Origin of the sequence: Bradyrhizobium sp. CCBAU 53340 (assembly GCF_015291645.1) — a bacterium.
Taxonomy (GTDB): domain Bacteria; phylum Pseudomonadota; class Alphaproteobacteria; order Rhizobiales; family Xanthobacteraceae; genus Bradyrhizobium.
The window spans coordinates 594,049-617,527 of the sequence record NZ_CP030056.1 but is presented as its reverse complement, the minus strand read 5'-3'; the positions used below and the strand labels follow the sequence as shown (position 1 = coordinate 617,527).

The 23,479-nt window shown below is 57.5% G+C and carries 13 protein-coding genes and 3 pseudogenes; 14 read left to right on the top strand and 2 right to left on the bottom strand.

The window, feature by feature from the left end; all coding sequences use genetic code 11:
• Positions 1 to 28: 28 nt before the first annotated feature.
• From XH89_RS39460 to XH89_RS39415, 10 genes and pseudogenes are all read left to right on the top strand, one after another.
• Positions 29 to 637, top strand: a complete 609-nt coding sequence (locus XH89_RS39460) for an SAM-dependent methyltransferase (RefSeq protein ID WP_128929905.1) — start codon at positions 29 to 31, stop codon at positions 635 to 637.
• Positions 638 to 667: 30 nt separating this feature from the next.
• Positions 668 to 2,380: a nodulation protein NodU gene (gene nodU, locus XH89_RS39455; RefSeq protein WP_128930192.1), complete on the top strand. Its 1,713-nt coding sequence runs from the start codon at positions 668 to 670 to the stop codon at positions 2,378 to 2,380.
• 8 nt (positions 2,381 to 2,388) lie between these two features.
• Positions 2,389 to 3,303 carry a nodulation factor ABC transporter ATP-binding protein NodI gene (nodI, locus tag XH89_RS39450; RefSeq protein WP_128929906.1) on the top strand — a complete coding sequence of 305 codons (915 nt, stop codon included), beginning with the start codon at positions 2,389 to 2,391 and terminating at the stop codon, positions 3,301 to 3,303.
• Positions 3,300 to 4,088 (top strand): ABC transporter permease, encoded by a 789-nt coding sequence (locus XH89_RS39445; protein WP_128929907.1) that lies wholly within the window; start codon positions 3,300 to 3,302, stop codon positions 4,086 to 4,088. Before nodI ends, XH89_RS39445 begins: the two co-directional genes overlap by 4 nt.
• A 139-nt stretch (positions 4,089 to 4,227) precedes the next feature.
• Positions 4,228 to 6,261, top strand: a complete 2,034-nt coding sequence (locus XH89_RS39440; protein ID WP_128929908.1) for a carbamoyltransferase — start codon at positions 4,228 to 4,230, stop codon at positions 6,259 to 6,261.
• A 181-nt stretch (positions 6,262 to 6,442) separates the two neighbouring features.
• Positions 6,443 to 7,471, top strand: coding sequence for a nodulation protein NodZ (locus XH89_RS39435; RefSeq protein WP_128929909.1), 1,029 nt, complete (start codon positions 6,443 to 6,445; stop codon positions 7,469 to 7,471).
• 646 nt (positions 7,472 to 8,117) lie between these two features.
• Positions 8,118 to 9,188 carry a GDP-mannose 4,6-dehydratase gene (gmd, locus tag XH89_RS39430; RefSeq protein ID WP_128929910.1) on the top strand — a complete coding sequence of 357 codons (1,071 nt, stop codon included), beginning with the start codon at positions 8,118 to 8,120 and terminating at the stop codon, positions 9,186 to 9,188.
• A pseudogene (locus XH89_RS39425) lies at positions 9,169 to 10,118 on the top strand (GDP-L-fucose synthase family protein). Before gmd ends, XH89_RS39425 begins: the two are co-directional and overlap by 20 nt.
• A gap of 1,364 nt (positions 10,119 to 11,482) precedes the next feature.
• The gene (gene nifA, locus XH89_RS39420; RefSeq protein ID WP_128929911.1) at positions 11,483 to 13,198 is read left to right on the top strand and encodes a nif-specific transcriptional activator NifA; all 1,716 of its coding nucleotides are present in this window, start codon (positions 11,483 to 11,485) and stop codon (positions 13,196 to 13,198) included.
• Between the two features lie 1,466 nt (positions 13,199 to 14,664).
• On the top strand, positions 14,665 to 15,048 hold the full coding sequence (locus XH89_RS39415) for a hypothetical protein (RefSeq protein WP_128929913.1): 384 nt from the start codon (positions 14,665 to 14,667) through the stop codon (positions 15,046 to 15,048).
• A 272-nt stretch (positions 15,049 to 15,320) separates the two neighbouring features.
• Here XH89_RS39415 and XH89_RS39410 read toward each other — a convergent pair whose 3' ends face one another.
• Positions 15,321 to 15,932: a hypothetical protein gene (locus XH89_RS39410; RefSeq protein ID WP_128929914.1), complete on the bottom strand. Its 612-nt coding sequence runs from the start codon at positions 15,930 to 15,932 to the stop codon at positions 15,321 to 15,323.
• Positions 15,933 to 17,574: 1,642 nt separating this feature from the next.
• Here XH89_RS39410 and XH89_RS39405 point away from each other — a divergent pair.
• Complete coding sequence (locus XH89_RS39405; protein WP_232995663.1) at positions 17,575 to 18,684, top strand: glycoside hydrolase family 28 protein; 1,110 nt, start codon at positions 17,575 to 17,577, stop codon at positions 18,682 to 18,684.
• A gap of 213 nt (positions 18,685 to 18,897) precedes the next feature.
• Here the strand turns inward: XH89_RS39405 and XH89_RS39400 are convergent, their stop codons facing one another.
• Entirely contained in the window at positions 18,898 to 19,872 is a 975-nt protein-coding gene (locus XH89_RS39400; protein ID WP_128930193.1) for a pectinesterase family protein, read from the bottom strand.
• A gap of 262 nt (positions 19,873 to 20,134) precedes the next feature.
• Here XH89_RS39400 and XH89_RS39395 point away from each other — a divergent pair, with 262 nt between their 5' ends.
• The 3 genes and pseudogenes from XH89_RS39395 to XH89_RS39385 form a co-directional block, all read left to right on the top strand.
• The gene (locus XH89_RS39395) at positions 20,135 to 20,446 is read left to right on the top strand and encodes a transposase (protein WP_128929916.1); all 312 of its coding nucleotides are present in this window, start codon (positions 20,135 to 20,137) and stop codon (positions 20,444 to 20,446) included.
• Between the two features lie 140 nt (positions 20,447 to 20,586).
• A pseudogene (locus tag XH89_RS39390) lies at positions 20,587 to 21,676 on the top strand (IS110 family transposase).
• A gap of 9 nt (positions 21,677 to 21,685) precedes the next feature.
• A pseudogene (locus XH89_RS39385) lies at positions 21,686 to 22,570 on the top strand (IS3 family transposase); the annotation flags it as partial.
• Between the last annotated feature and the right edge of the window lie 909 nt (positions 22,571 to 23,479).

The following is a 23,479-nucleotide window of genomic DNA, read 5'->3' as shown; positions in this document are numbered from 1 at the left end:
ACAAGCGCACTAAAGTAAGGAAGGGTGAATGACATTCGATAAGGTACTGCGCTTGCTCGAGCGGGAGATGGAGGCGGACGACCCGTGGCGGCTCAACGCGAACCCATTCGAGCAAGAGCGCCACGCGCACTTGCTCCGTCTGTGCCTCGCGGAAGGCGCGGTCGGTAACGCGCTTGAGGTGGGTTGCGCAGCGGGCGTCTTCACGGCAAAGCTGGCGCCCCACTGCCAGCAACTCGTAGCAATCGACGTTCTGCCGCGTGCGATCACTCGAGCAAGGGAGCAAGCTCAATGGCCTCATATCGCCTGGCACATCTCTGACGTGCGGGACCTCAACGCAACTAATCCATTCGACCTGATCGTGGTGGCGGAAGTGCTTTATTATCTTGAAGATACCGGCCAGATGGGTGACGCCATCGAGAAGCTCACGCGAATGCTGGCGCCCAGCGGACGGCTCGTTTTCGGATCAGCGCGTGACGCCTCTTGTCAGCGTTGGGGGCATCCTGCGGGTGCCGAAACAATGCTTGATGTTTTGAATGAACATCTGGTCGAGACTGAGCGCGTACAATGCCGTGGCGCGAGCATCGACGAAGATTGTTTGATTGCGTCTTTTCGCACTAAGTCGAACTTGCCAGACTAGTGCATTCGCTGCGGCGAACACGGAGTGACTATGCGAATCTGTGGAATCAAGCTGACACATGACGGAGCGGTTGCCGTTGTGGAAGATGGGCGCTTGCTCTTCTGCATAGAGCAAGAAAAGAGAGCCAATAATCCACGCTATCAAGCCATCACCGACCTCTGCGCAGTCACTCTCGCGCTGGCCGAACACGGCTTAAGGCCCACGGATGTTGACCGATTTGTCATCGACGGCTGGGACGGGCTGACGCACTCGCAATTTGATGTCCTAAGTGAAGGGGTGCCGCTCACCATTAAGGGAGCGCCATATATCGAGTCCCACGAAAACACGCTCCTCACGCCCTATGCCGGGTCGGGCCTCGTCCTCGATCGGGTGCCTTTACGTTATCATAGCTATGCTCACGTAGCCGGCCACGTGGCCGGCGCTTACTGTACCAGTGCTTTCGCCAAAGCCCGAGCCCCTGCATTGTGCTTAGTGTGGGACGGCTGCATCTTTCCGCGCCTGTATCATGTAGATCCGACCGGAGCCCGCTTCCTCGACACTCTTTTCCCTTTCATCGGCCATGCCTATGCTATCGCTGGGCAGCACTTCGGGCCCTATCGTCAAGCCAGCAGGGCAGGCTGGGATCTTGGTGTCGCAGGTAAGCTTATGGCGTATATCGGGCTAGGCGCTCTCGATGAGGGCATTCTGGCAGTCTTTCAAGAGATGTATGAAGCGTGTCTAGCCGGTCCTTCCGAGCGTGCTCGCGCTTACCGTGCCAGCATAAACGATCCTGAAGCCTTACTTGCCGCCACTGACTGGTTTTTCGAGGCATGCGGTCGTCGGCTCACCGGTACGCCTTCCGAAGATGTACTCGCATCTTTTCACGTTTTTCTGGAGCGGCTGCTGGAGCAAGAAATAGGACTTGCTCTGCTACGGCACTCAGGTCTTCCGGGCTTACGGCACCTGTGCATCGCTGGAGGGTGTGGACTTAATATAAAGTGGAATAGTGCTCTGCGCGCGACGGGATTGTTTGATTCAGTTTGGGTACCCCCGTTTCCAAATGATAGCGGCTCAGCAATTGGCGCGGCTTGCGCCGCCATGGCCGAGCCAAACGCTTTGACTCCTTTGGAGTGGTCAGTTCACAGCGGACCGGCCTTGACCGGAAGCAACCCATCAGGCCAATGGGAGGCTTTGCCCTGTACCATCGTAGAGCTTGCGGCTCTCATCGCTACAGGCAAGCCCGTAGTGTTCCTCACCGGCCTCGCGGAGCTCGGACCCAGAGCACTCGGCGGCCGCAGTATTATTGCGGCTGCAACCTCCAAGGAGATGAAAGACCTTCTGAACGATATCAAGCTACGGGAACGATTTCGTCCCGTCGCTCCTATTTGCCTCGAGGACCGGGCTGCTGAAATTTTCGATCCCGGCAGCCCAGATCCTTACATGCTCTTCGACCATCAAACCCGTCGCGAATGGCGGACAAAAGTTCCCGCTATCGTGCACCTGGATGGTTCTGCCCGATTGCAAACAATCTCCCGAACGTCTCCGCAAAAGATCGCTGCTCTTCTGGTCGAGTATGAGAAACTTACAGGAATTCCGCTGCTCTGCAACACGAGCGCCAACCATCCTGGCCGGGGGTTTTTTCCTGATGTTGCTAGCGCTTGTGACTGGGGTCGCGTCGACCATGTTTGGTGCGACGGCTTTCTCTGGCAACGATCCGTCGAAGCTGGTCTGACATTATCCAATTCCGCTCTGGTCACTGACTAAGACAGCCTATGTCCAATCCAGCGATTCAACTGACTGACGTCCAAAAGACTTATCATGATCGAGGCGTCGTACGGGGTCTGACCTTTAGCGTCGCTAAGGGAGAGTGTTTCGGGCTACTCGGTCCAAATGGGGCGGGTAAAAGCACGATCGTTCGGATGATCCTCGGCCTCATATCGCCCGATGCCGGCCGGATCACTGTTTTGGGTGAGCAGGTGCCGGCACGCGCCCGTTTGGCGCGCGCGGGCATCGGCGTCGTCCCACAAGTTGATAATCTCGAGGATGCGTTCACTGTGCGCGAAAATCTCCTCATATTTGGACGGTACTTTGGACTGAATACGCGCGAAAGTGAGGAGGCTGTGCCTTCGCTGCTCGAATTTGCGCGACTTGAGGGTAGAGCAGAGTCACGGGTCGCGGATCTGTCCGGCGGCATGAAGCGACGTCTCGTGCTGGCCCGTGCCCTGATCAACGATCCACAACTGCTCATCATGGATGAACCCACGACCAGCCTCGATCCCCACGCCCGCCACTTGATTTGGGAACGCCTGCGTCTTCTGCTCGCTCGAGGAAAGACTATCCTGCTGACGACCCACTTCATGGAAGAGGCTGAACGACTTTGCGATCGCCTCTGCGTGCTAGAGAATGGACGTAAGATCGCCGAGGGTGCGCCCAATGCTCTGATCGACTCTCAGATTGGCTGTGATGTCCTCGAGGTCTACGGCGGAAACCCACTCGAGCTCCGTGCGATAATAGAGCCTCACGCTTCGCGCATCGAGGTGAGGGGAGAGACGCTGTTTTGCTACGCGCCGGATCAGGCGGCGGTGCGGCTTCGGCTTCGTGGATGCACCGGTCTGCGCCTTCTGGAGCGGCCGCCTAACCTGGAAGACGTCTTCCTGCGGTTGACGGGACACAGGATAGACGCATGAAGACGATATCCAAAGCAGCCTTGCCATCGGACGCACTCAGTTGGATCAGCGTGTGGCGCCGCAACTATCTGGCATGGAGGAAGGCCGCCGCTGCTTCGCTGCTTGGCAACTTGGCCGACCCGTTGACCAACCTCTTGGGTCTCGGCTTTGGGCTCGGCCTGATTGTCGGCAATGTAGACGGTCACTCATATGTCGATTTCTTGGTCGGCGGAATGGTGGCAACCAGCGCTATGACCGCGGCAAGCTTCGAAACTCTGTACGGAACGTTCGCTCGCATGCGCAGCCAACGAACCTGGGACGCAATGATGTGCACTCCGCTCACGCTGGGTGATATCCTCCTCGGTGAATTGGTTTGGGCAGCAAGCAAGGCCACTTTGGCGGGCACCGGAATCGCGCTTGTTGCTACGGGGCTTGGCTATGGCACCTTATTATCCACGTTCTATTGTTTCCCCGCTCTCGCCCTCACCGGCCTTGCGTTCGCGAGCGCGGCGCTCGTCGTTGTCGCGATTGCCCCAAGCTACGACTATTTTGTGTTCTACCAGACTCTCATCTCGACCCCTATGGTGTTCCTATCCGGGGCAGTCTTTCCCGTTGCGCACCTTCCGCCCGCTCTCCAGTTGGCTGCAGCCGCGTTACCTTTGGAACATTCGATTGCGCTAATACGGCCTGCAATGCTCGGGCTACCACTCGATAGCATCGGCGCGCATGTTGGTGTCCTTTTCGCTTACGCAGTACTGCTCTTCTTACTGTCGGCAAAGCTATTTCGGCGACGCTTATCACACTGACGATGCCCAGCCGCTTAATGAACGCACACCCTGTTTCTCGGCCTGCGCTTGCCGGCCTATTCGCGTTCAACGTCGCGGACGTTTCATTACCCGGCCGCCCTAAAGATCATGATTACTACCACACTTGCTGGAGGATAGAATGCTGTGTCTTGGATTGAGCGGCGGATTGGATAAGGTCCATGAATATCGACCTGCACTCTCGCACACATTCTTGCATGATGGCGCAGCTGTCATGGTGCGTGACGGGCGTGTGTTAGCCGCGGTTGAAGAAGAACGCCTAAACCGAATTAAGCATTCCAACAAATTTCCCGCCCAGGCCATCCGCTACTGCCTGGCTGCTGCGGGAGCGCAATTAAAGGACATCGATCGCATCGCATTCTATGCAACCGAGTCCTATTGCAACGCGATGCTTCGGCTTTTGTTTGGTTCGGAGACGCAGAGTGGCATCCCTCTCGACGCCAGAACCCTTCTACAGCTTATGCTATCGCAGGAGTTTGATACAGAGATCGAGCCATCGCGCTTGTCATTCGTCAGTCACCATCATGCGCATGCAACAAGTGCTTTTGCTGTGTCCGGCTATGACGAAGGTCTAGTCTTGGCAATCGACGGCGGCGGTGATTTCCTCTCCGGGATGGTGGCCATTGGATCGGGAAGTCGTCTTACTCAACTACATACCTTCCCAGAGGACGGTTCCCTCGGATTGTTTTACTTAGAGGCAATCAAGTGCCTCGGTTATGGCTTGTTCGACGAGTACAAGGTTATGGGCCTTGCTCCGTACGGGGACTCCTCGCGTTTCCGAGAACTATTTCAGCAATTCTACGAATTAAAGGAGAACGGTGGCTACAAGATACATTTGAACGACATCGCTCCGGCGTTAGAGCACGACATACACGTTCGCGGCAAGGGAATGCCGTTCACCCAAGAGCATAAAGATGTTAGTGCAGCCTTGCAGGAGGCCTTGGAACGTATTGTTTTTCATGTTCTCAGGCATTACCGTGAGGTGACCGGCATGAAGCGGCTATGCTTGGCTGGTGGTGTCGCCCACAACTGCACCATGACCGGTAAGTTGCTCTATACAGGACTATTTGATGATATCTTCGTGCAGCCCGCGGCGCACGATGCTGGATGCGCACTCGGCGCTGCTCTCATGGTTTCCGAAGAACAAGGACGTCCCGCACCCCGTGAGCGGCTTCAGCATGTCTATTGGGGCCCGGCACTTGGGGATGACCATGCTGTAGAGCGAGAGGTTGCTGCATGGCGCGGGCATATCGACGTGCAAAGAAGCGCGAACGTGGCGAGCGTGGTAGCTGAATGGATAGCCAACGGTTCGGTTGTTGGCTGGGTCCAAGGCCGCTCCGAATTTGGACCGCGCGCCCTCGGTAACCGCAGCATTGTTGCTGACCCCAGACCAGCAAAGAATAAGGACCGCATAAACGCCATCGTTAAAAAACGCGAGGGCTACCGGCCGTTTGCACCTTCCGTATTGGAGGAACATGCCGCTGAGTTTTTCGATCTTCCTAAGACCGCGGGAGCTTTTCCGTTCATGAACTTTGTCGTTCAAGTTCGTGATTGCAAGCGAAGTGTGCTTGGTGCGGTTACGCACGTCGATGGTACAGCACGGCTGCAGACGGTGTCACGTAGATCGAACCCGCGGTACTGGGAGCTGATTAATCAATTCCACAAGCGGACGGGCGTCCCTGTCCTCCTCAATACATCTTTCAACAACAATGTCGAACCGATCGTGCAGTCGGTTACCGACGCAATGGTCACGTTCCTTACGACAGATCTTGACGCCCTCGTGATCGGATCGCTTCTCATCACGAAGCGCGTCGCCACGCCGGAGGACTGGGCTGCGCTCCGCGTTTCCTTACCGGCCTACACTTCACTTCGCCGTACCCCGGATCACGTCACCGCAGAGTGTCGGGAGATCGTCTGCGAGACTTATACCACCTTCTCCGATGGCGGCGCTGTGCGCATCTCGCCCGATCTATTCGAGTTGCTGCATGGAATCAAAGGGGACGCCGCCCTCGGCGAGCTTCTCGCTCACGTAAAGGGCGAGCGGCGCGACGCAATCATCCTTGAACTTCGGCAGTTGTGGGAAAAGCGCCGCATCTGCTTGCGTCCCGCCGCCAACAATCTGGGAGATCTGCGCGATCAGGCGCATGCGACTTGATAGGTATCTCTTTGTCTAGCTAGCGAACGGCAATCCATAACCGACCTCTTGGTCGCGAAGCGGACAAGCTCTCGCAACCTAACATACGGCTCGCGACGGCCTGGCGGACGATAACACTGCCGGTACTTTCCTGCCGTCCAGGGTGAGCAACTTATTCAACTGCCGGAGCAATGGATTCAAGATGACTCATCAACAGCGCTTCGTCATTTCCAGGCGTCGCACCGGTTTCGGCGATTGCTTATGGTCGCTCGCGTCAGCCTGGCAATACTCCAAGCGAACAGGGCGCACTTTGGTCATTGACTGGCGCGGATCTTGCTATCTCTCTGACCCCTTTACAAACGCCTTCAGCGTGTTCTTTGAGCCGCTCGACAACATCTCGGGCGTACCCGTTATCTGCGACGATAAGATCAATCAACTCTGCTTTCCTGGGCCGTTTTTTCCACATTGGTGGAACAGGCCTGCAATTGACGGCGTTTACCGGTCGGATGACCAAATTTTCCACGAGCGTGATGAGCTGCGCAGGTTGTTGGTAACGTCAAGGGATATCCAGGCGAATACTATCGTTTGTGACGCTTGCTTAATGTGGGGCTGTGATCAGGAGGCCGAGCGCAACATATTCCAAAGCATCACACCACGCCAGGAGATCAGGCGTCGCATCGACGATGTTTACCATCGAGCGTTTGAGGGGCACGATGTAATCGGGATACACGTTCGGCACGGGAACGGTGAAGATACTATGGGTCATAGGCCTTATTGGACCGACCCACGAGTCGCTATGGAGCAGGTATGCGCTGCAGTTGAACGGGCAAAAGCATTGCATCATACACGACCGACAAGGCTCTTTTTGTGCACTGACAGTCCCAGCGTCGCTGATCACCTTTCGGCTGTCTATTCTGAGCTCTTCAGCATTCCCAAACGCTTCCGAGCGAACGATGCTGGCCCGCTGCACACTGCAGATCTTGGAGTCGAGGGCGGATTCGCTGCTCTCGTGGAAATGTACCTCCTGGCCTACTGCCATACCGTTATCCGATTTCCGTCGACAAGTGCTTTCTCGCGCTACGCAAGCCTAGTCGTCCCCCAAGTAATCGAATTTAGCTTGGACGATCCAAGCCACTTGATCTTAGCCGAAAGGTCATCCGCCGAGCACGCGCCAGATGCGCGCTCTCTCGCCGGTCCTCACGAGCGGCGGCCAGCGAAGCCGGCCTTTTGATGCTTGCCACAGGACGTCAAGCCCCACCAGCGCCAAGAAAGGCTTAAATGAGCCTAGCACTTACTTCAGCAGTCACCAGGTACAACGCCTCGGTGCCATATCTGGACATCGGTTCGAAGCCATCCAATGGACTCCGCGCGAAGCGAGGGTGCGACACTGCTGTCGTAATGTCTCACCGACCTATGCCGTTCTCCGACGGAGCCGGCTCGGTTCGTATCCCAAGCACCTTGTTTGGTGAAGGCGAGTGCTGCGGATGAAGGTGCGGCGGGAGTAGATTTCTCAAATGAGTTACCGATGCCCATACCTGGAGATAAGGTGGTCACACATTGTGCTGGACCTCTCTATGCACACGAGGGAAGGGCGCCGAGCTCACCTCGCGCGGGTTGATGCCGGATGCAGGCCTCCCAGGATCGTTAATTCAGGCCCCAACGTACTTGGTATTCCTTGCTGCTTTCACCACACAGCGCCTTGCCAACTTCTCCACGGCTGAGAGATGGTGGAGCCAGGGCGCGCCGCCACACTTCCCCGGAATATGAGCACTAGCGCCATAGTAGGTTGACCACGCCGGACGATATGTCAGAGGGACAGGCTTCGGCCGTTGCTGGAAGTCGGTAGGCCCCTGAGGCATTTGGGAGCATTTGTGAATATGGCTGAGCGCGTCGCTCTCATCACCGGCGTAACCGGGCAAGACGGGGCTTATCTCGCCGACTATCTACTGTCGCTCGGCTATGTTGTGCACGGCATCAAGCGCCGCTCGTCCTCGTTCAACACAGCGCGCGTCGATCACCTTTACCAGGATCCGCATGTCGGCAAGGTCCCGTTCCTGATGCATTACGGCGACATGACGGATTCGACCAATCTGATCCGCCTGATACAGCAAATCCGGCCGACTGAGATCTACAATCTCGCCGCCCAAAGCCATGTTGCCGTCAGCTTCGAGAGCCCGGAATATACCGCTAATGCGGACGCAATCGGGGTGCTGCGCCTCCTGGAAGCAGTCCGCATTCTTGGAATGGAGAGGCACACGCGGTTCTATCAGGCTTCGACCTCGGAGCTTTATGGCCTGGTGCAGGAGATTCCGCAGAAGGAGACGACCGCATTCTATCCACGCTCGCCTTATGGCGTCGCAAAGCTGTATGGCTACTGGATTACGGTAAACTACCGCGAAGCCTATGGCATGTTCGCCTCCAACGGTATTCTGTTCAACCATGAGAGCCCGATCCGTGGCGAGACCTTCGTGACCCGCAAGATCACGCGTGCCGTCGCGCGCATCGAGGTCGGCCTGGAAGATGCGCTCTATCTTGGCAATCTCGAAGCCAAGCGGGATTGGGGCCATGCCCGCGACTATGTGGCGGGCATGCATTTGATCCTGCAGGCCGATAAGCCAGACGACTTCGTGCTTGCCACCGGAGAGATGCATTCCGTGCGGGAGATGGTCGAGCTGGCCTTCGCGCAGGTCGGCCGCCGCATCGAATGGCGGGGCGTGGGCGTCGAGGAAACCGGCCTCGACGCTAGAAGCGGCAAGACCGTGGTCCGCATCGATCCGACCTATTTTCGCCCCACCGAGGTTGATCTTTTGGTCGGCGATGCCAGCAAGGCGCGCACCAAGCTCGGGTGGAAGCCAAAGCGGAGCTTTGTCCAACTGGTTCAGGAAATGATGGCGAGTGATCTGGCCGAAGCAAAACGGGACGCCGACAATGGCAGCCACTTCCTTTGAGCTGAAGGTCACACGCGTCTACGTCGCCGGTCATCGCGGCATGGTCGGCAGCGTGCTGGCGCGCCGGCTCGCGCAGGAGGAGGTTGAACTTGTGACTGTCGACCGGCACGGTCGACCTCTGCAACCAGGCCGCCGTATTCGACTGGTTCGCAAAGAAGACGCCGCAAGTCGTTTTTCCTTGCCGCGGCCAAAGTCAGCGGTATCCTCGCCAACAATACGCGGCGCGCTGAGTTCATCTACGATAATATTGCCATCGCGCCGAACGTGACCCATGGCGCGCATCTGAATAGCGCCGAGAAGCTGATGTTTCTTGGCTCCTCCTGCATCTATCCGAAGCTGGCGCCACAGCCGCTTCGCGAGGACTCACAGGCCAGCTGGAGCCGACCAATGAGCCCTACGCCATGCAAAGATCGCCGGGATCAAGATGGCCGAGGCCTATCGCAGCCAGTATGGCAGCGACTTCGTCAGTGTAATGCCGACTACTCTGTACGGCCTTGGCAACAATTGTCATCCAGAATACAGCCACGTCGTAGCCGCGCTGATCCGGCGCTTTCACGAAGCGACGCTTGCCGGCGCGAAAAACGTTGTGGTCAGGGACACCGGCTTGCCACGCGCAAATTCCTTTATGTCGACGACATGGCGAATGCCTGCCTCCGTTTGATGAAGCGCTATTCTGAGTCCGAGCTCGTCAATATCGGGAGCGGCGAGGACATCATCATCGCCGAGTTCTCCCGCCTCGTCGCCGAGGTCATCGGTTATCGAGGCGAGATCAGCTTCGACACCTCGCGTCCCGGCGGCATGCCACGCAAGCTGCTCGATCTCCGCCGCCTTGACAAGCTCGGCTAGCGGGCGACGACGTCGCTTCGCGACGGCTTGATGCGCGCCTATGAATCCTATCAGGCGTTCACTCGGCTCCCGCCGCAAACCTAGATACGATTACCACAAGCAGGAGTTAGCCGCAGGGAGCAGGAACGACATGCCACACGAGGCTGCCACGCGGTCGTGGCGATGATGCTCACGATCATCTAGGCGCTCATTCTATCGCGTGATGCCTGGGTCTCGGTGTCGTTCGACTCGTCCTGCTGTCCCATGACGCACCCCCTCAGGGTGGAACCGCGGACGAGCTCTATCCTGAGACGCCGCTCTGCGATTCGCTTCTTGGCAACGGTAGTAGCAATGAGAGGCGCTCCGTGGTTGCGGACCAACGCGCACCATCGCCTTACACTCCCTCGTTTGACCTTCTCGCCATTGCGACGTGCCGGTTCCAGACTCAACCGCCCTGACGGCCCTCGTCAGCGGACGTTTCGTAATCGGCCATGCTGACATACCGGGCGCCCTCCAGTGGAGACACGGGATCAGTCGCATCAAGCCGTTGAGCGAACACGCGGAGGACCGCGTCACCGGCCGCGCAAAGCGCCTTTGCCCGACCGCCTCACTCTGCCATTTTGCATGCAGCCTGTCAGTAAATCACTCTAGGTCGACGGCACCAATGCTTCGTCAATAGGCCTCCGACCGTGAAACCACCGCTTACGGGCGCGGTGTTGACGGCTCGAGGCGACCGAGTCAGCCGGCCATTGCGAATGCTTCGTCAGCGTCCTGCGAATCCGGCACAGCTTTAAGCGTCGGAGCGACGCGCTGCGGCCAAAGGAGGTCAAGGAGCACGACGACCTCGCAAACCAGTCTGGTGCCTGATTACGTGTCTCGAGCGAAACGTCCCGGCTCCTACAGCTGCCTCTACAGCTGTTACGGCCATTGTTCTCGCGTAAATCACAGTACCCGGACCTCGTCCGAACGCACTTTTGCCCGACTACGGCTGAGCTCGCATGCCGCGCCTCTCGCAGCCCTCCCAATGGGCAGCAGCGCGCTGAAAGCGATTTGCGGTGGCACCTTCATCGGTACACCAGTCCAGGACGAGCGGAGCGAGCTGCATGACCACGACTTTGAAAGAAGTCCGATTGTCACCAATCGGAAATGGCGGCCCTCGCAGCTTCGCCGAACCTGTTCACCTGAGCCTAGATGCTGCCCGCAGTAGGGACCGGCATGGACGACAGACGACCTGCTATCTCTGAAAGCACTCGAGGATCATTTGCATAAGATGCGCCAATATGGCGCACTCCTTGCGTTAAAGGACCTCACATATTCAAACTGGCGACGCTGCACCGGAGCAAATCTCTCGTCCAGGGCTGACTCTTTAATCATGGTTGGCCTTGTCGTCGCTGCACGAAACGTTGTTAGGTCCGCGACAGCGCAGGCGCCACGGCCGGCGTAACAACGATCGGCGGAAACCGGACAATATGACTAGCGACATTTTGTCTTCAACATCACAGTTCAAGTCACCGGGAGCGGAGGCCTCTCGCAGCGACGCTCAATGGGCACACCCGAAAGTGCCTGAGATCCTGCTGCGCATAGCGGAACAACTCGCCGCGCCCTTTCGGCTCGAGCTTCGGCTGGAGGCCGTCGTCGCGTTAATACAGTCTCAGCTTCAGATGCAACATTGTGTGGTCTGTCTGCATGCCGGTCACAACGCTCCGGCGATTGCCGTGGGCGCGGGCTGGACTGAAGGGAGCGATCAGCGTTTTCGACTCCGCCTGCCGCAAGGAGCTGTCGAGCGCGTGCTCAATACGGCCACACCCCTTATAATAACCCCTACGCAACCGAACAATTCCCAGACCACAAGCGATTCAGGTTCATCTGACGCCACGGCACATAGTCGATTGTCGTTCATCGCCGTTCCAATCGCTGTCGAGAGCACGACCGTCGGGGTGCTCTCGGCCGAGCTGTTCCGGGACGGGTCCCCATCGTTAGATCCCAATTCACACGTGACCCTTCTCCTCGCTATCGCGAACATGCTCGGCCACTTTCTGAGGTCATACCTCTCCACGGCCCACGATGACAGCGAGCCGCCTCTTGCGACCGATGGCAACCAGACAACGTTGCCGCAGGATGATCAAGCCGAAGCGGACCGCAACCTAACGCTACCTGGCGTAGTTGGTCGCAGCCCGGCCCTGCGCAAGCTCCTCCGCAAGATCAATGTGGTCGCTAAATCAAATGCAACGATACTCTTGCGAGGCGAGTCCGGTAGCGGAAAAGAGGTTGCTGCACAAGCGATCCACGACCTATCGCCCCGAGCCAACCGCCCATTCGTCAAACTAAACTGTGCGGCATTATCGGAGACTATTTTGGAATCTGAGCTGTTTGGACACGAGAAGGGCGCCTTTACCGGAGCCATCAATTCGCGCAAAGGGCGCTTCGAGCTGGCTGACAAAGGCACGCTGTTTCTCGACGAGATTGGTGAAATCTCACCTTCTTTTCAAGCGAAGCTGCTGCGAGTGCTACAACAGCAGGAATTTGAGAGAGTCGGCGGTACACACACGATAAGAGTTGACGTTCGACTCATAGCAGCGACTAACAAGGATCTAGAGGTCGCCGTTTCGCAGACACAATTTCGCGCGGATCTCTACTACCGTCTGAGCGTCATCCCTTTGCTTGTCCCACCATTGTGTGAGCGCCGCGACGATATTCCGTTGCTCGCTACTGAATTTCTTCGCACGTTCAACTCCGAAAACGAGCGCTCGTTGACTTTCGAACCAAGCGCGTTCGACGTATTGAAAAGTTGCGAATTTCCCGGCAATATTAGGGAGCTTCACAATTGCGTTCAGCGGACTGCCACCATGGCGGCCGGTCCAGCGATTAACAGTCGCGATTTCGCCTGCAAATCCGATGGTTGCTTCTCCGCTCGACTTTGGAAGAGTAAGCAGCCGCTATCGATGCCGTCACAACCGCTGCCGCATACGGGGCCATGCGATGCTTCATCCGAACCCGCTCACGGAACCACGCTCTCGCACCTGCAGGTTACGAGAGGTGAGCGAATAATTGATCGCGAGCACCTTATCGCGGCCATGGAAAGGGCGGGCTGGGTACAGGCGAAAGCAGCACGGCTACTCAAACTGACGTCGCGCCAAATAGGCTACGCACTCAAAAAACACGGAGTCGAGCTAAAGCACTTATAATCACCCTTGACTGCAACCGGGGGATCGTTTGAAAGCACAGGTTCACGCTTCAGCTTACCGGGCCACTAAGGCACGAGCAAATCACACGCAGACTCCGCCGGATGCTTCTCGTAAGATAGACCGCTTTCAAGGCAGAGGCGCAGTTCAACCGATCATCTACACCACGGTGCGCCAGCGACAGCTCACACCGTTGCTCATCTGATGCTTTCGTGTGGCGGCCCACCTTGACTAACCACTTAGCGACTCTGCTCATCTAGCACCCGACCACACTGGTTCAATGAATTCGCTCCGCCAGGCGCCTTTACTTCGACGATACATCAGGCCCCTTAGGCTGGATACTCGCTTGCAATCCGACGCCACGTACATCTCCTGGACACGCTGCTCACCGTGCGTCGAACGCCGGACGTAACCGACCGCGCTACTTAGTGTCAGCCAGCGCCAACACCGTACGACAATCTATATGATCGCCGGCTCACTTTGATACACCACTCGGCCGCTCGCGGGTTGACAGAACCAAGCGGCATTCCGCACTCACACCGGCCACGTTTGACTTCAGACACGAAGTGATTGCGTTCGCATCAGGTATGGCCGCGCTACAGAGCCGAAAGACGTCGGCGATACACGCCTGCTTTTCCTGTTCCGTGGGTAGAGGCCCGCCGGCTTTGGCGTACATGAATGACAACGAGTTTAGCGCGGCAACAATACTAACCGTTAGCATATAGTACTTGAATCTGTCGCTCCAGCAAGATGAGTTGAGCTGCCTTCGACGCATGATATCCTCTCAAGGTAGGTCGGCTTAGGTGGACACGGTGTGCTATAACGTTTGTAGGTCGCAAGTCGACGACTTCGAGTGCTACCGAGAGGGTATGGCTCGAACGGTTGCTTAGTGGGCCATCGTAACCTGATTGAATCCATCTGCACGGACGATGACCATCAATTCATTGATCCCGGTTTATCGACCGCACGGCCAATCCAAACCACGAGCAGCGCCCCTGTTTGTGGAGCCGCCCGATCTGGCTCACGATGCCCGGTACATCGCCCAAAGATAACACCATTGCGGCCTCGCGCGTCTCGTCTCGAACTGCTCATTTGCTTCACATCGTACAATCTCTCGCTGCGTCCGATTCAACCCCTCTCTTAACCAACTGAGCACATTTGTAAGCAGCCGTGCCCGCGCCCCACACTCGCCGCCCCGGTTCAACGAGCCGGCACCTCAGAGAGTTCTCAACGGCCACCATCATTGCCTCGGGAGCTGTATCTCGCAATCAACAGCCAGCACCGGCCACGTTGGCCTGACTATAGCGCCCGCTTTTCGCAATGCCCTTTCGCTCGGACCTACACTTAGATCGGCGCGGGTCGTGGACAGAGCGCACAGCTGATCCGTTGGATCTGCGCAGGATCTTCTTGATTCTCTCGTTACGTCACGTTGTACGCATCATTCGCCGAATTGCGAAAGGGACACTTCGATGCTTCAGCAGAAATTCACGTTCATCGGGAGCACGCGATCGCGTCAACTTCCATCGCCACTCTCCATTGATCGGCGTGCTTACAACTCAGGTGGGCACGAGCCACGTTCTGACAGTGTGCGCGAGGAGGCGCAGTACGTCTGGCAATTGTGCCTTTCCCCTCAAGAGCGGATAACGTACATTCGAAACAATCGCTCGTATTTTGCTTTTGACAGCTATCGAGAGATGATCGAGGTTGTCCGCGGCCGTCGCTTCAGCGGTTGCGCGCCGCAACTTGTGAATTGGCGCCGCCGATTCAGAGCGGGAGTATGGCGCTTCGCCGCACTGTACTGCCTTGCGACATGGATATTTATTTTTTTTGCTCTCCGCTTGCTTCTCTCCTGATGGCAATACTGCGAGGTTTCCGATCCATAGACCATGAGCGGGCGTACGGCCGTCCGCTCTGAAGCGATTCTCCAGAGAGCCAGGGAGGAGGCGGCGATCCAACATGCGCAGCACCGGAGCGCAGAAAGGTTGTCTGCCCGCTACGACACTATGCGATTGCAACCCGCCCTGCCCAGTCGACTAACAGAAAACGTCAAAGCCGAGCACATCGGCATCTCCTCACAACGCGAGCAATCGCGGCTGCGCTACTTCGGAAACGATGTTAGGTACAGTCACATCTCTTCGGCGGCGGCAGCAATCGCAGCGACGCACTTGATGAAACGATTAAACTCGACTTTGGTTTCAGATGTCCGGCCGAGGATAAGTTTAGCTATATCTGTTCTATGGCATTGCGTCCGCAAACTCGGAGTTAACGCCGATACCGCTTTGTCAAAAAGATGGCCCAATCTCAAGAGCCTTTCCGGCTCATAGATGTCGCTCATTTCTACCGGAGCACGGTTAGCGAAGCGATCCGTCGCCTCAGTAGTGACGCATTTGACTTTGGAAACAATCCCGAGCTGCGCGAGTATGAGTTGATTTGTCAACTCAGTGAGATGGCGGGTTGCTTCGCCTGGCGCTTCACCTCCGCCCACTAACCTGCCAATCTCCGCAACTTGCGCTTCGATATTTTGCCTGAGACGTTCCTGAGAATCGCTCGGGTCAGCCGCATCAGGCGGGTCAGCAAGCGATTCGAGGTGGGGCCGCCGGGAAGGTAAGGGGCTTGTAAACAGTCGCCACCACGACAGATAGTGCCTCAGTTTCGGCAACCACAACGTTAAGGCCTGATCTCCCATGCTGATTTGTTCCGCCGAGGTCGAGTTTCTGGTACTGTTCATCATCATCATCACGTCCACCCGTTATATGGTTCTGTACCAGGACGCGCGCCGTGAGTGAAACGGCTAGTCAGCGTATAACGCACGCCATGCGGCCCCTGCGACCTGAGTACCAGGCTTGATCGACATCAGTGAAATCGATTGTTCTGATAGAGCGCATTCATATTCTGAATTGGTCGGCCGCACTGACATCGAGGCCATGCAGCGAACGCCTCCTCCCACCCGCTCGCGTCTGCCTTTCCCCCAAGACACGCTTTTTGCAAATATGGCAGAACAAATGGTGGTGCAGCATTGCGAGCATGGCCAGCGCTATGCAGTGTTTGGTCCAAGGCGCTCTACGGACGCAGGGAGCGGCGCTGGCCGTAGCTCTGATCCGCCGCAATCGCATTCGAGCGATTAGGGCCGTAACCTCCTGTCCGCGCCAACGTAACTCGTCACGATCTCTCGATCGCTCCGAACCTGATCGCGCTCGACTTCACCACCACAGCTCCACACCGGCTCTGGCTGGCTGACATCACCTATATCCCGCCTGTCGAGTGCCGGCTGTATCGCGCCGCCATCACCGACCGGTTCGGCCGCAAGATGGTCGATCGGCCCATGTGCTATCACATGCGGGCTAACTCCCCTGTGCTGTGATAACGACGATCCGCCAGCAGCCTCTGACGGACTGATCCATGATTGAGGTCGGAGCGAGCAGTACGTTCCACATATCGCGTGCGGAGCCCTGCGGCTGCGGGCTGTACCCGATCGACGCGCCACAAGGGCGACTGCTTCTACAATGCTTTGATGGAGAGCTTGTCCACCACCCTGCCGAGCTCGTTCACGATCGTCAGGAGGAGACTCGTGCCGATGCACCGCGTGTATATCTCCGCGTTCGTTCGTGACTGCTACATTCCCGCCCGGCTCCATTCCACCATCGGATCGCCCCTCCGATCATCGCCTCAAAAGCCAAAGTGGCTACGATCCATCATTTAAATGGGCCCCATCCAAACACTCAATTTTACTAAGCTCGGACAAACGCGCATACGCGAGACGGGCATTCGACAAGCTGCGCGGGGCGCGACCCAGCTGTTTTCTGATCGGTCACTTGAGGGACTTCGATGCAAGCCAATTGCGTAAATAGGTCGTACCCTCCGGGTGACTGCGACGGGCAGACCGGAAGACAAAGGCAAATACGGTCATAGTATGCGGACGTAGCAGTACATTCGGATGGCTAAATGACCCGCCAGCGATTTCGTTCGACTCCGGGAATAGGGAGACGTCTGCGGTCGTCGCTTTCCACCAGCGCACTTCCGCCGGATGGCCATCCGTTTCACCACGCGGCAATTGCACCCGCATCTACAGGTTACGAGACTTGCACAGCCGTAGCGACCGCCCGCACTTGCCTGCCTATGAAACCAATGGAGTGGCAATGGCCGCCCGTTTCCGCTACCTAGCCGCAGTTTTCATACTTGCGGTCGGGCTGCTTTCCGCCGCGTCTCAGGCAAAGGATCGCCGCAATGTTCGCGAACCGGCCGCGCCTAAAGGGGTATGCGCGCGCCTAGACCCGTCAGGTGGAAATGACACTGCCAGATTGCAAGCCGCCATAGACCATTGCGTCCCAAGCGCCGCCGTATATCTAGGCCCAGGGCCGTTCCTTTCGGGTCCAATCGAAATGAAGTCCGGCACAACACTGTGGCTCGCTGGGGGCGCGATACTGACGGCTGTAGCCGACCCAAAAGCATACCAAAAGAGCTCGGGAAGCTGTGGCCACATCGATCGGAGCGGTGATGGCTGTCGGCCCCTCATCAGTTTCACGAAGACTAAAGGCGGCGGTCTCTATGGATACGGTACAATAGACGGCGGAGGCGGGACCTTGATGGCGGGCACGGCTGAGACTTGGTGGCAACTGGCCCGTCGTGCACAAAGTGAGGGCGCAAAACAAAACGCGCCTCGATTGATCCAAATGGACCGTGCTGAGGACGTCTCTGTTCATGGCATCACCTTGCGCAACGCAGCAAACTTTCACATTGCGATGAGCCACGTGGAACGTGCTACCATCTGGGCGGTCATCATTGATACACCCGCTGATGCCCGCAATACCGACGGAATAGACCCAGCCGCAAGCGAGGATGTGACGATAATCCACTCCTTTATCCGCACCGGAGACGACAATATCGCGATCAAGGCTGGCACAAGCGGCCCTGCACGCCACATTTCCATTTTAGACAACCAATTCGGCTGGGGGCACGGCATGTCGATTGGTAGCGAACTGAATTCCGGTGTCAGTGACGTGCTGGTTCGCAACCTGACCTTGGACGGCACGACATTTGGTCTGCGCATTAAAAGCGATCCCAGCCGAGGCGGCTTAGTTGAGCGGGTTAATTACGAGAATATATGTATGAGAAATAACAAATGGCCCATACACTTCGACACGCGCTACGGCCCCTTCGCTGGCAATAACTTGCCACTTTATCAACAGATCGTCCTAAGGCACGTCTATGGGACTGATGGTACGCTCGTAATGCGAGGCTTTGATCAACAGCATCCGCTCGATATTGCGATGGAAGATGTGCGCTTTTCTCCCCGCGCAACTTGGCAAGTGGAGAATGCAACAGTGACCGCGGTCAATGTATTTCCATCTCCGCCAGGTGCCGCCGCTACTCCACATTACGGCGCATCGAACCCGTGCGTAGTTGCCTTCCGCCCGTTCCCTGAAGCCACCAGTAGCAAAAACGGTGGCATTGAGCGCGACCCTCGGGCCGCAGCTCCAATCGATCGCTGACGATCACAAAGGATTGGCCGGTGTAAAAGCCGGATTGCATGGTTGCGGTCAGCTTCGTACCCGCCGTGCTTGGTACGCAACTCGCACCAGTGCTTCCTGATACTCACGCTCCCACACAGATGGTCCCAATTCGGGCCCGCCAAGACAGCCCGTCTGCAGGCCTGTCGCTAATCGGCACCGGCGCGCTGCTATTGCGGGCACTCCCGCTGCGTTCTATCGCGCTTGCGGGATCCAGCTCGTATCGTGCGAGAAGAATGTCTGGAGCGACCATTGCATTGCCTCCCGATCGCTTAGCTGGCGCGCATATCTTTCTCTTCCTCTAGGATCGGCACCAGTACCGGAGGATCTGTATTCAGCATAGTAGGCGTTCATTAAGCGGCGGCTCTTGCCCGGGTCCCATTCCACCCACCCCTCAGCCATGACCGGCGCATTAATCTGCGACGATAAGAAGATCACCGCAGCATAGGGACGCCATGGACGCCCAAGAGCAATGTCGCGCGCGCCCTTGTCGGCTGTCAGCGTGCAATGATCAAACACAAAGGCGCTGTCTTCGTCCGGGAAGGCTCTGCTTTGTGCGGTATAGACGACTGCGTGGTTTGCAACACCGTGTAGCTCACATTGCCTAAAGTAGGCCTTGGCGTTACCAAATATAAAATCGATATGGCCTTCGACGTAGCAGTTTACGAAGAACTGACGACTGGCGTTCCTGTTCGGCCCCTTGTTGACAAACAATGTGTCTTGCGCACCAAGTATTCTGACGTTTGCAAAAACATCCTTGTCGCCGGTGACAGAAAGTGCCACTGCCTGAGATGCTGGATTGCCCGAATTGGCAGAATAGTCGTTCCAAACAGTCAGATTTTCGAGCCGGAAGTTATCGCCCGACGCATCTAAGGTCGCGGAACGGACAGTCCCACCCGCAGTGACGGCGCTATCACCGTAGACAATCACCGCTTCATCCGGCCCACCACCGGCGCCCTTGATATTGACATTGGGTTTCGTCACTCTAACCTTTCCGCGATAGGTACCCGGCGCGACTACTATACTTCCACCAGCCTGAGGTAGCGCGTCTACCGCGTCTTGTATTGACCTATACGCGCCCTTTTCAGATAACGATACCTTCAGTTGCTCGGCATCGCCTGAGCGAACACTCGCAATCGTTGCCATTAATGCGACGACGCACAACACCATCTTCAACTCGATCTCCTCCTGTTTTGGCTTGCGGTGGGGCTTGATTATCCGCTTGCCTGGAATAGCGCAATGACACTGCTCGCGACCACTCTCCCAACCGGCTGAGCTACTCGTCGAACATGGCCGCGCGTATGTGGCGCACTTTAGATTCACGTGACTAGCTAGTCATCTGGAACGCAAGTTCGTCACATTAGTTGATAGCTGAACTTCCTCCCGAATGAGTGGACACCTGTAGTAGGCTCGTTGAGCCTGGAGGTGTTGAATGGAACGTGCACGACGGTCGTTTACTGAAGAGTACAAGCGCGAGGCGGCAGGATTGGTGGTGTCGAGCGGCCGCTCGATCGGGTCGGTCGCCAAGGAGCTCGGTCTGCGCGACTCAGTGCTGCGGCGCTGGGTCGATAAGCTCCGGCGCGAGCCGGCATCGGCGGCGTGGCGCCCCACCACGCAGGCGACGCCGATGTCGGCGGACCAGGCTTCGGAACTCGCCTTGCTGCGCCAGGAGAACGAGCGGCTGCGGATGGAACGCGACATTTTAAAAAACTGTCCAGCGTCGTGGCGCGCCTGCGCGGGATAGAAACAGCCTTGTGCTATCATTTAGCTCGGAGGGTAGCGGCCGGAGAGTGGTGACGCCGTTTCGACGGCGATCCCGATTAGGAAGATGACAAATTGGCATAGCCCAGACCCTCCAGCCCATCATCGGACGGAGGAGTTGCGATGCCTAACAGGACAACCGACCGCGGCCCGGACCTAAAGCTGGTCAACCTCGGCGCGGCCGCTATCGATATCGGATCAAAGATGCACATGGCCGCGGTAAACCCGGCCTGCACCGACAAGCCAGTGCGTGCATTCGGCACATTCACGCAAGACCTGCATGAACTGGCGGACTGGTTCAAGATGTGCGGCGTGACCAGTGTCGCGATGGAATCCACTGGGGTCTATTGGATCCCAGTCTACGAGATCCTAGAACAGCGCGGGTTTGAGGTCATTCTGGTCAACGCGCGGTACGCCAAGATTGTACCTGGCCGTAAAACCGATCTCAGCGATGCCGCTTGGTTACGCCAGCTCCACTCCTATGGCCTGTTACGGGGCAGCTTCCGACCCGATGCCGAGATCGCAACGTTGCGAGCCTATCTACGCCAGCGCGAGCGGCTCGTGGAATATGCTGCCGCCCATATCCAACATATGCAAAAGGCTCTGATGGAGATGAACCTGCAGCTCCATCATGTTGTGTCGGATATCACCGGCGCGACCGGCATGCGGATTATCCGAGCCATTGTTGCAGGCGAACGCAATCCCGACCTCCTGGCAACCTATCGGGACGTGCGCTGCCACTCATCGATCGAGACGATCCGCGCAGCGCTCGTAGGCAATGACCGCCACGAACATGTTTTCGCGTTAGCTCAATCACTGGAGCTCTACGACGTTTATCAGGCAAAGATGCTCGACTGTGATCGCAAGCTCGAAGTCCTGATCAGTGCATTGAACACCAAAGGAGCAAGACCGGTCGGAAACCTAGCCAAGCCGCGCGTAAAGACCAAGCAGGTCAACATCCCCACCTTCGATGTCAGGACCGCACTGTACGGAGTGCTGGGCGTCGATTGAGGCGGTGACGGCGACGGCTCGCAAGATTGCGGTTTTATTCTACAACACACTCCGGCACGGCATGAGCTACAAGGATCCTGGCGCCGACCAATATGAGCAGCAATATCGTAGCCGCGTCCTCGCCAACCTACAGCGCCGGGCGAAATCGCTAGGCTTCGTGTTGCAGGCCCTCCCGGGCGACGCCAATCCGGCTGTTTCTTAGGAAGTCGATCGCGATCTTTGCCGGAACCCGGACATGAGCTTTCGCTTCATCGAGGACCATCGCGACACCTATCCGGTGCGGCTGATGTGCGCCGTGCTCGAGGTCTCGCCGGCCGGCTACTACGCTTGGCGCGACCGCCCCGTGAGTGAGCGGACAAAATCCCATGCCGCGCTGCTGGCCGAGATACGGCAGGTCCATCAGGACAGCAGCGGCCGCTACGGCAGTCCGCGCGTCCATGCCGCCCTGCGCAGGCAGGGACGCAGCGCCAGCCGCGGCCGGATCGAGCGGACGATGCGCCGGCATGGCATCCGCGCCATCACCGCAAAGCCACGCCGTGTGCGCACCACCGACAGCCATCACGACCTGCCGGTCGCACCGAACCTGATCGCGCGCGACTTCACGGCGGAAGCCCCGAACCGGGTCTGGCTCGGCGACATCACCTACATCCCGACCGCCGAGGGATGGCTTTATCTGGCCGCCGTCATGGATCTGTTCAGCCGAAAGATCGTCCGCTGGGCCATGCGCGATCACATGCACGTCGAGCTCGCCTCCGCAGCCCTGACGATGGCAATCCGGGAGCGGCGGCCGCAGGCCGGATTGATCTGCCACACCGACCGGGGTGTGCAGTACGCTTCGCACGCTTATCGCAGCACCCTTATGGAGGCCGGCATGACGGCATCAATGAGCCGCAGGGCCGATTGCTACGACAACGCCCCGATGGAAAGCTTCTTCCATACCCTGAAGACCGAGCTCGTCCATCATCGCAACTACAAGACCCGCGCCGAAGCTCAACGCGATATCTTCGCCTTCATCGAGGGATTCTATAACCGGACAAGGCTCCATTCCGCACTCGGATATATCCCCCCGATCGAGATGGAGCTAAAAGCCGCTTAACCCGTCCACTTTATCGGGGGAAGATCAGATCCAGGTCAATGTGTTGGGCGCCGAACGTCGGCGGGATAGAGTTACTTCGAGTAGGTCTGCCCGGTCGAGGAAATCTTGCAGGCCGGGGAGAGGGTCTGCGGCATCATGCGGCTGGGATGGCTCATAGGTTCTGTTCACATGGTGTCGGATAACGCCCTATCGATCAGGACGGCGCAAATGACTTACATGCTAGCAGGCATCGGCTGGCGGAGTTCCACATTGAGTTAGCAGCCGCAGAGCGCAGGCTGAGCGCGGACTCTGTCGCTTCTTGCATTTTGGTGAATCCCACCGCGTCCAATTGCTTATTCACTGCGTCGCACAAATGTAGATCGCGACGCTGTTCGGGATCCCGTTCCCACCCCGAAAGCGGCGCTGGCAGCCGAGCGTGCGAAGGTTTGGCGATCGGCGCTGAGCCGTTCGCTGTGGCCTACGCCCAACAGCTACCTTACGGAAGAATGTCGGAACCAAAAGAACTCGAGCCATTTTCTGCGGCCACCACAATGTCTGAAGATCCTCGGCATTCATTCAGTTCCCGAGAACTGCCGGGCGCCGGGCCGGCCTTAGCGAGGCACCTATGTTGTATGCCGCATGAGAGCTCAAGCCCGCCGAACTCCCTGGGAAGCAGCGATCATCACTGCAGGATCGATGCGCCTTTGAAGACTGCTCAGAGACGTTCGGCGGATTTTGCCGGCGCGACGATCACGATGTTCGCGCGCCGGGGACCTTCAGATTGCCGATTGCAAGACACAATCGGTGGCTTGATCGGCGCAATAGCAAAATGGCAGCTCCTGGCTCGACGAACCCACGGCTTGACATCTGTACTACTAGCGCCACTCTTTCCGCTCGCTGGCCTCCGGCCCAAAGCAGCTTTTTTAATAG

Bases quoted from the DNA above. Each gene is read 5' to 3' on its own strand.
- XH89_RS39405 (WP_232995663.1), top strand. From the start codon at position 17,575: ATGAAGTCCGGCACAACACTGTGGCTCGCTGGGGGCGCGATACTGACG.
- XH89_RS39435 (WP_128929909.1), top strand. From the start codon at position 6,443: ATGACTCATCAACAGCGCTTCGTCATTTCCAGGCGTCGCACCGGTTTC.
- gmd (WP_128929910.1), top strand. From the start codon at position 8,118: ATGGCTGAGCGCGTCGCTCTCATCACCGGCGTAACCGGGCAAGACGGG.
- XH89_RS39460 (WP_128929905.1), top strand. From the start codon at position 29: ATGACATTCGATAAGGTACTGCGCTTGCTCGAGCGGGAGATGGAGGCG.
- nodU (WP_128930192.1), top strand. From the start codon at position 668: ATGCGAATCTGTGGAATCAAGCTGACACATGACGGAGCGGTTGCCGTT.
- XH89_RS39440 (WP_128929908.1), top strand. From the start codon at position 4,228: ATGCTGTGTCTTGGATTGAGCGGCGGATTGGATAAGGTCCATGAATAT.
- nodI (WP_128929906.1), top strand. From the start codon at position 2,389: ATGTCCAATCCAGCGATTCAACTGACTGACGTCCAAAAGACTTATCAT.
- XH89_RS39410 (WP_128929914.1), bottom strand. From the start codon at position 15,932: ATGATGATGATGAACAGTACCAGAAACTCGACCTCGGCGGAACAAATC.
- XH89_RS39415 (WP_128929913.1), top strand. From the start codon at position 14,665: ATGCTTCAGCAGAAATTCACGTTCATCGGGAGCACGCGATCGCGTCAA.
- XH89_RS39395 (WP_128929916.1), top strand. From the start codon at position 20,135: ATGGAACGTGCACGACGGTCGTTTACTGAAGAGTACAAGCGCGAGGCG.
- XH89_RS39400 (WP_128930193.1), bottom strand. From the start codon at position 19,872: ATGGTGTTGTGCGTCGTCGCATTAATGGCAACGATTGCGAGTGTTCGC.
- nifA (WP_128929911.1), top strand. From the start codon at position 11,483: ATGACTAGCGACATTTTGTCTTCAACATCACAGTTCAAGTCACCGGGA.
- XH89_RS39445 (WP_128929907.1), top strand. From the start codon at position 3,300: ATGAAGACGATATCCAAAGCAGCCTTGCCATCGGACGCACTCAGTTGG.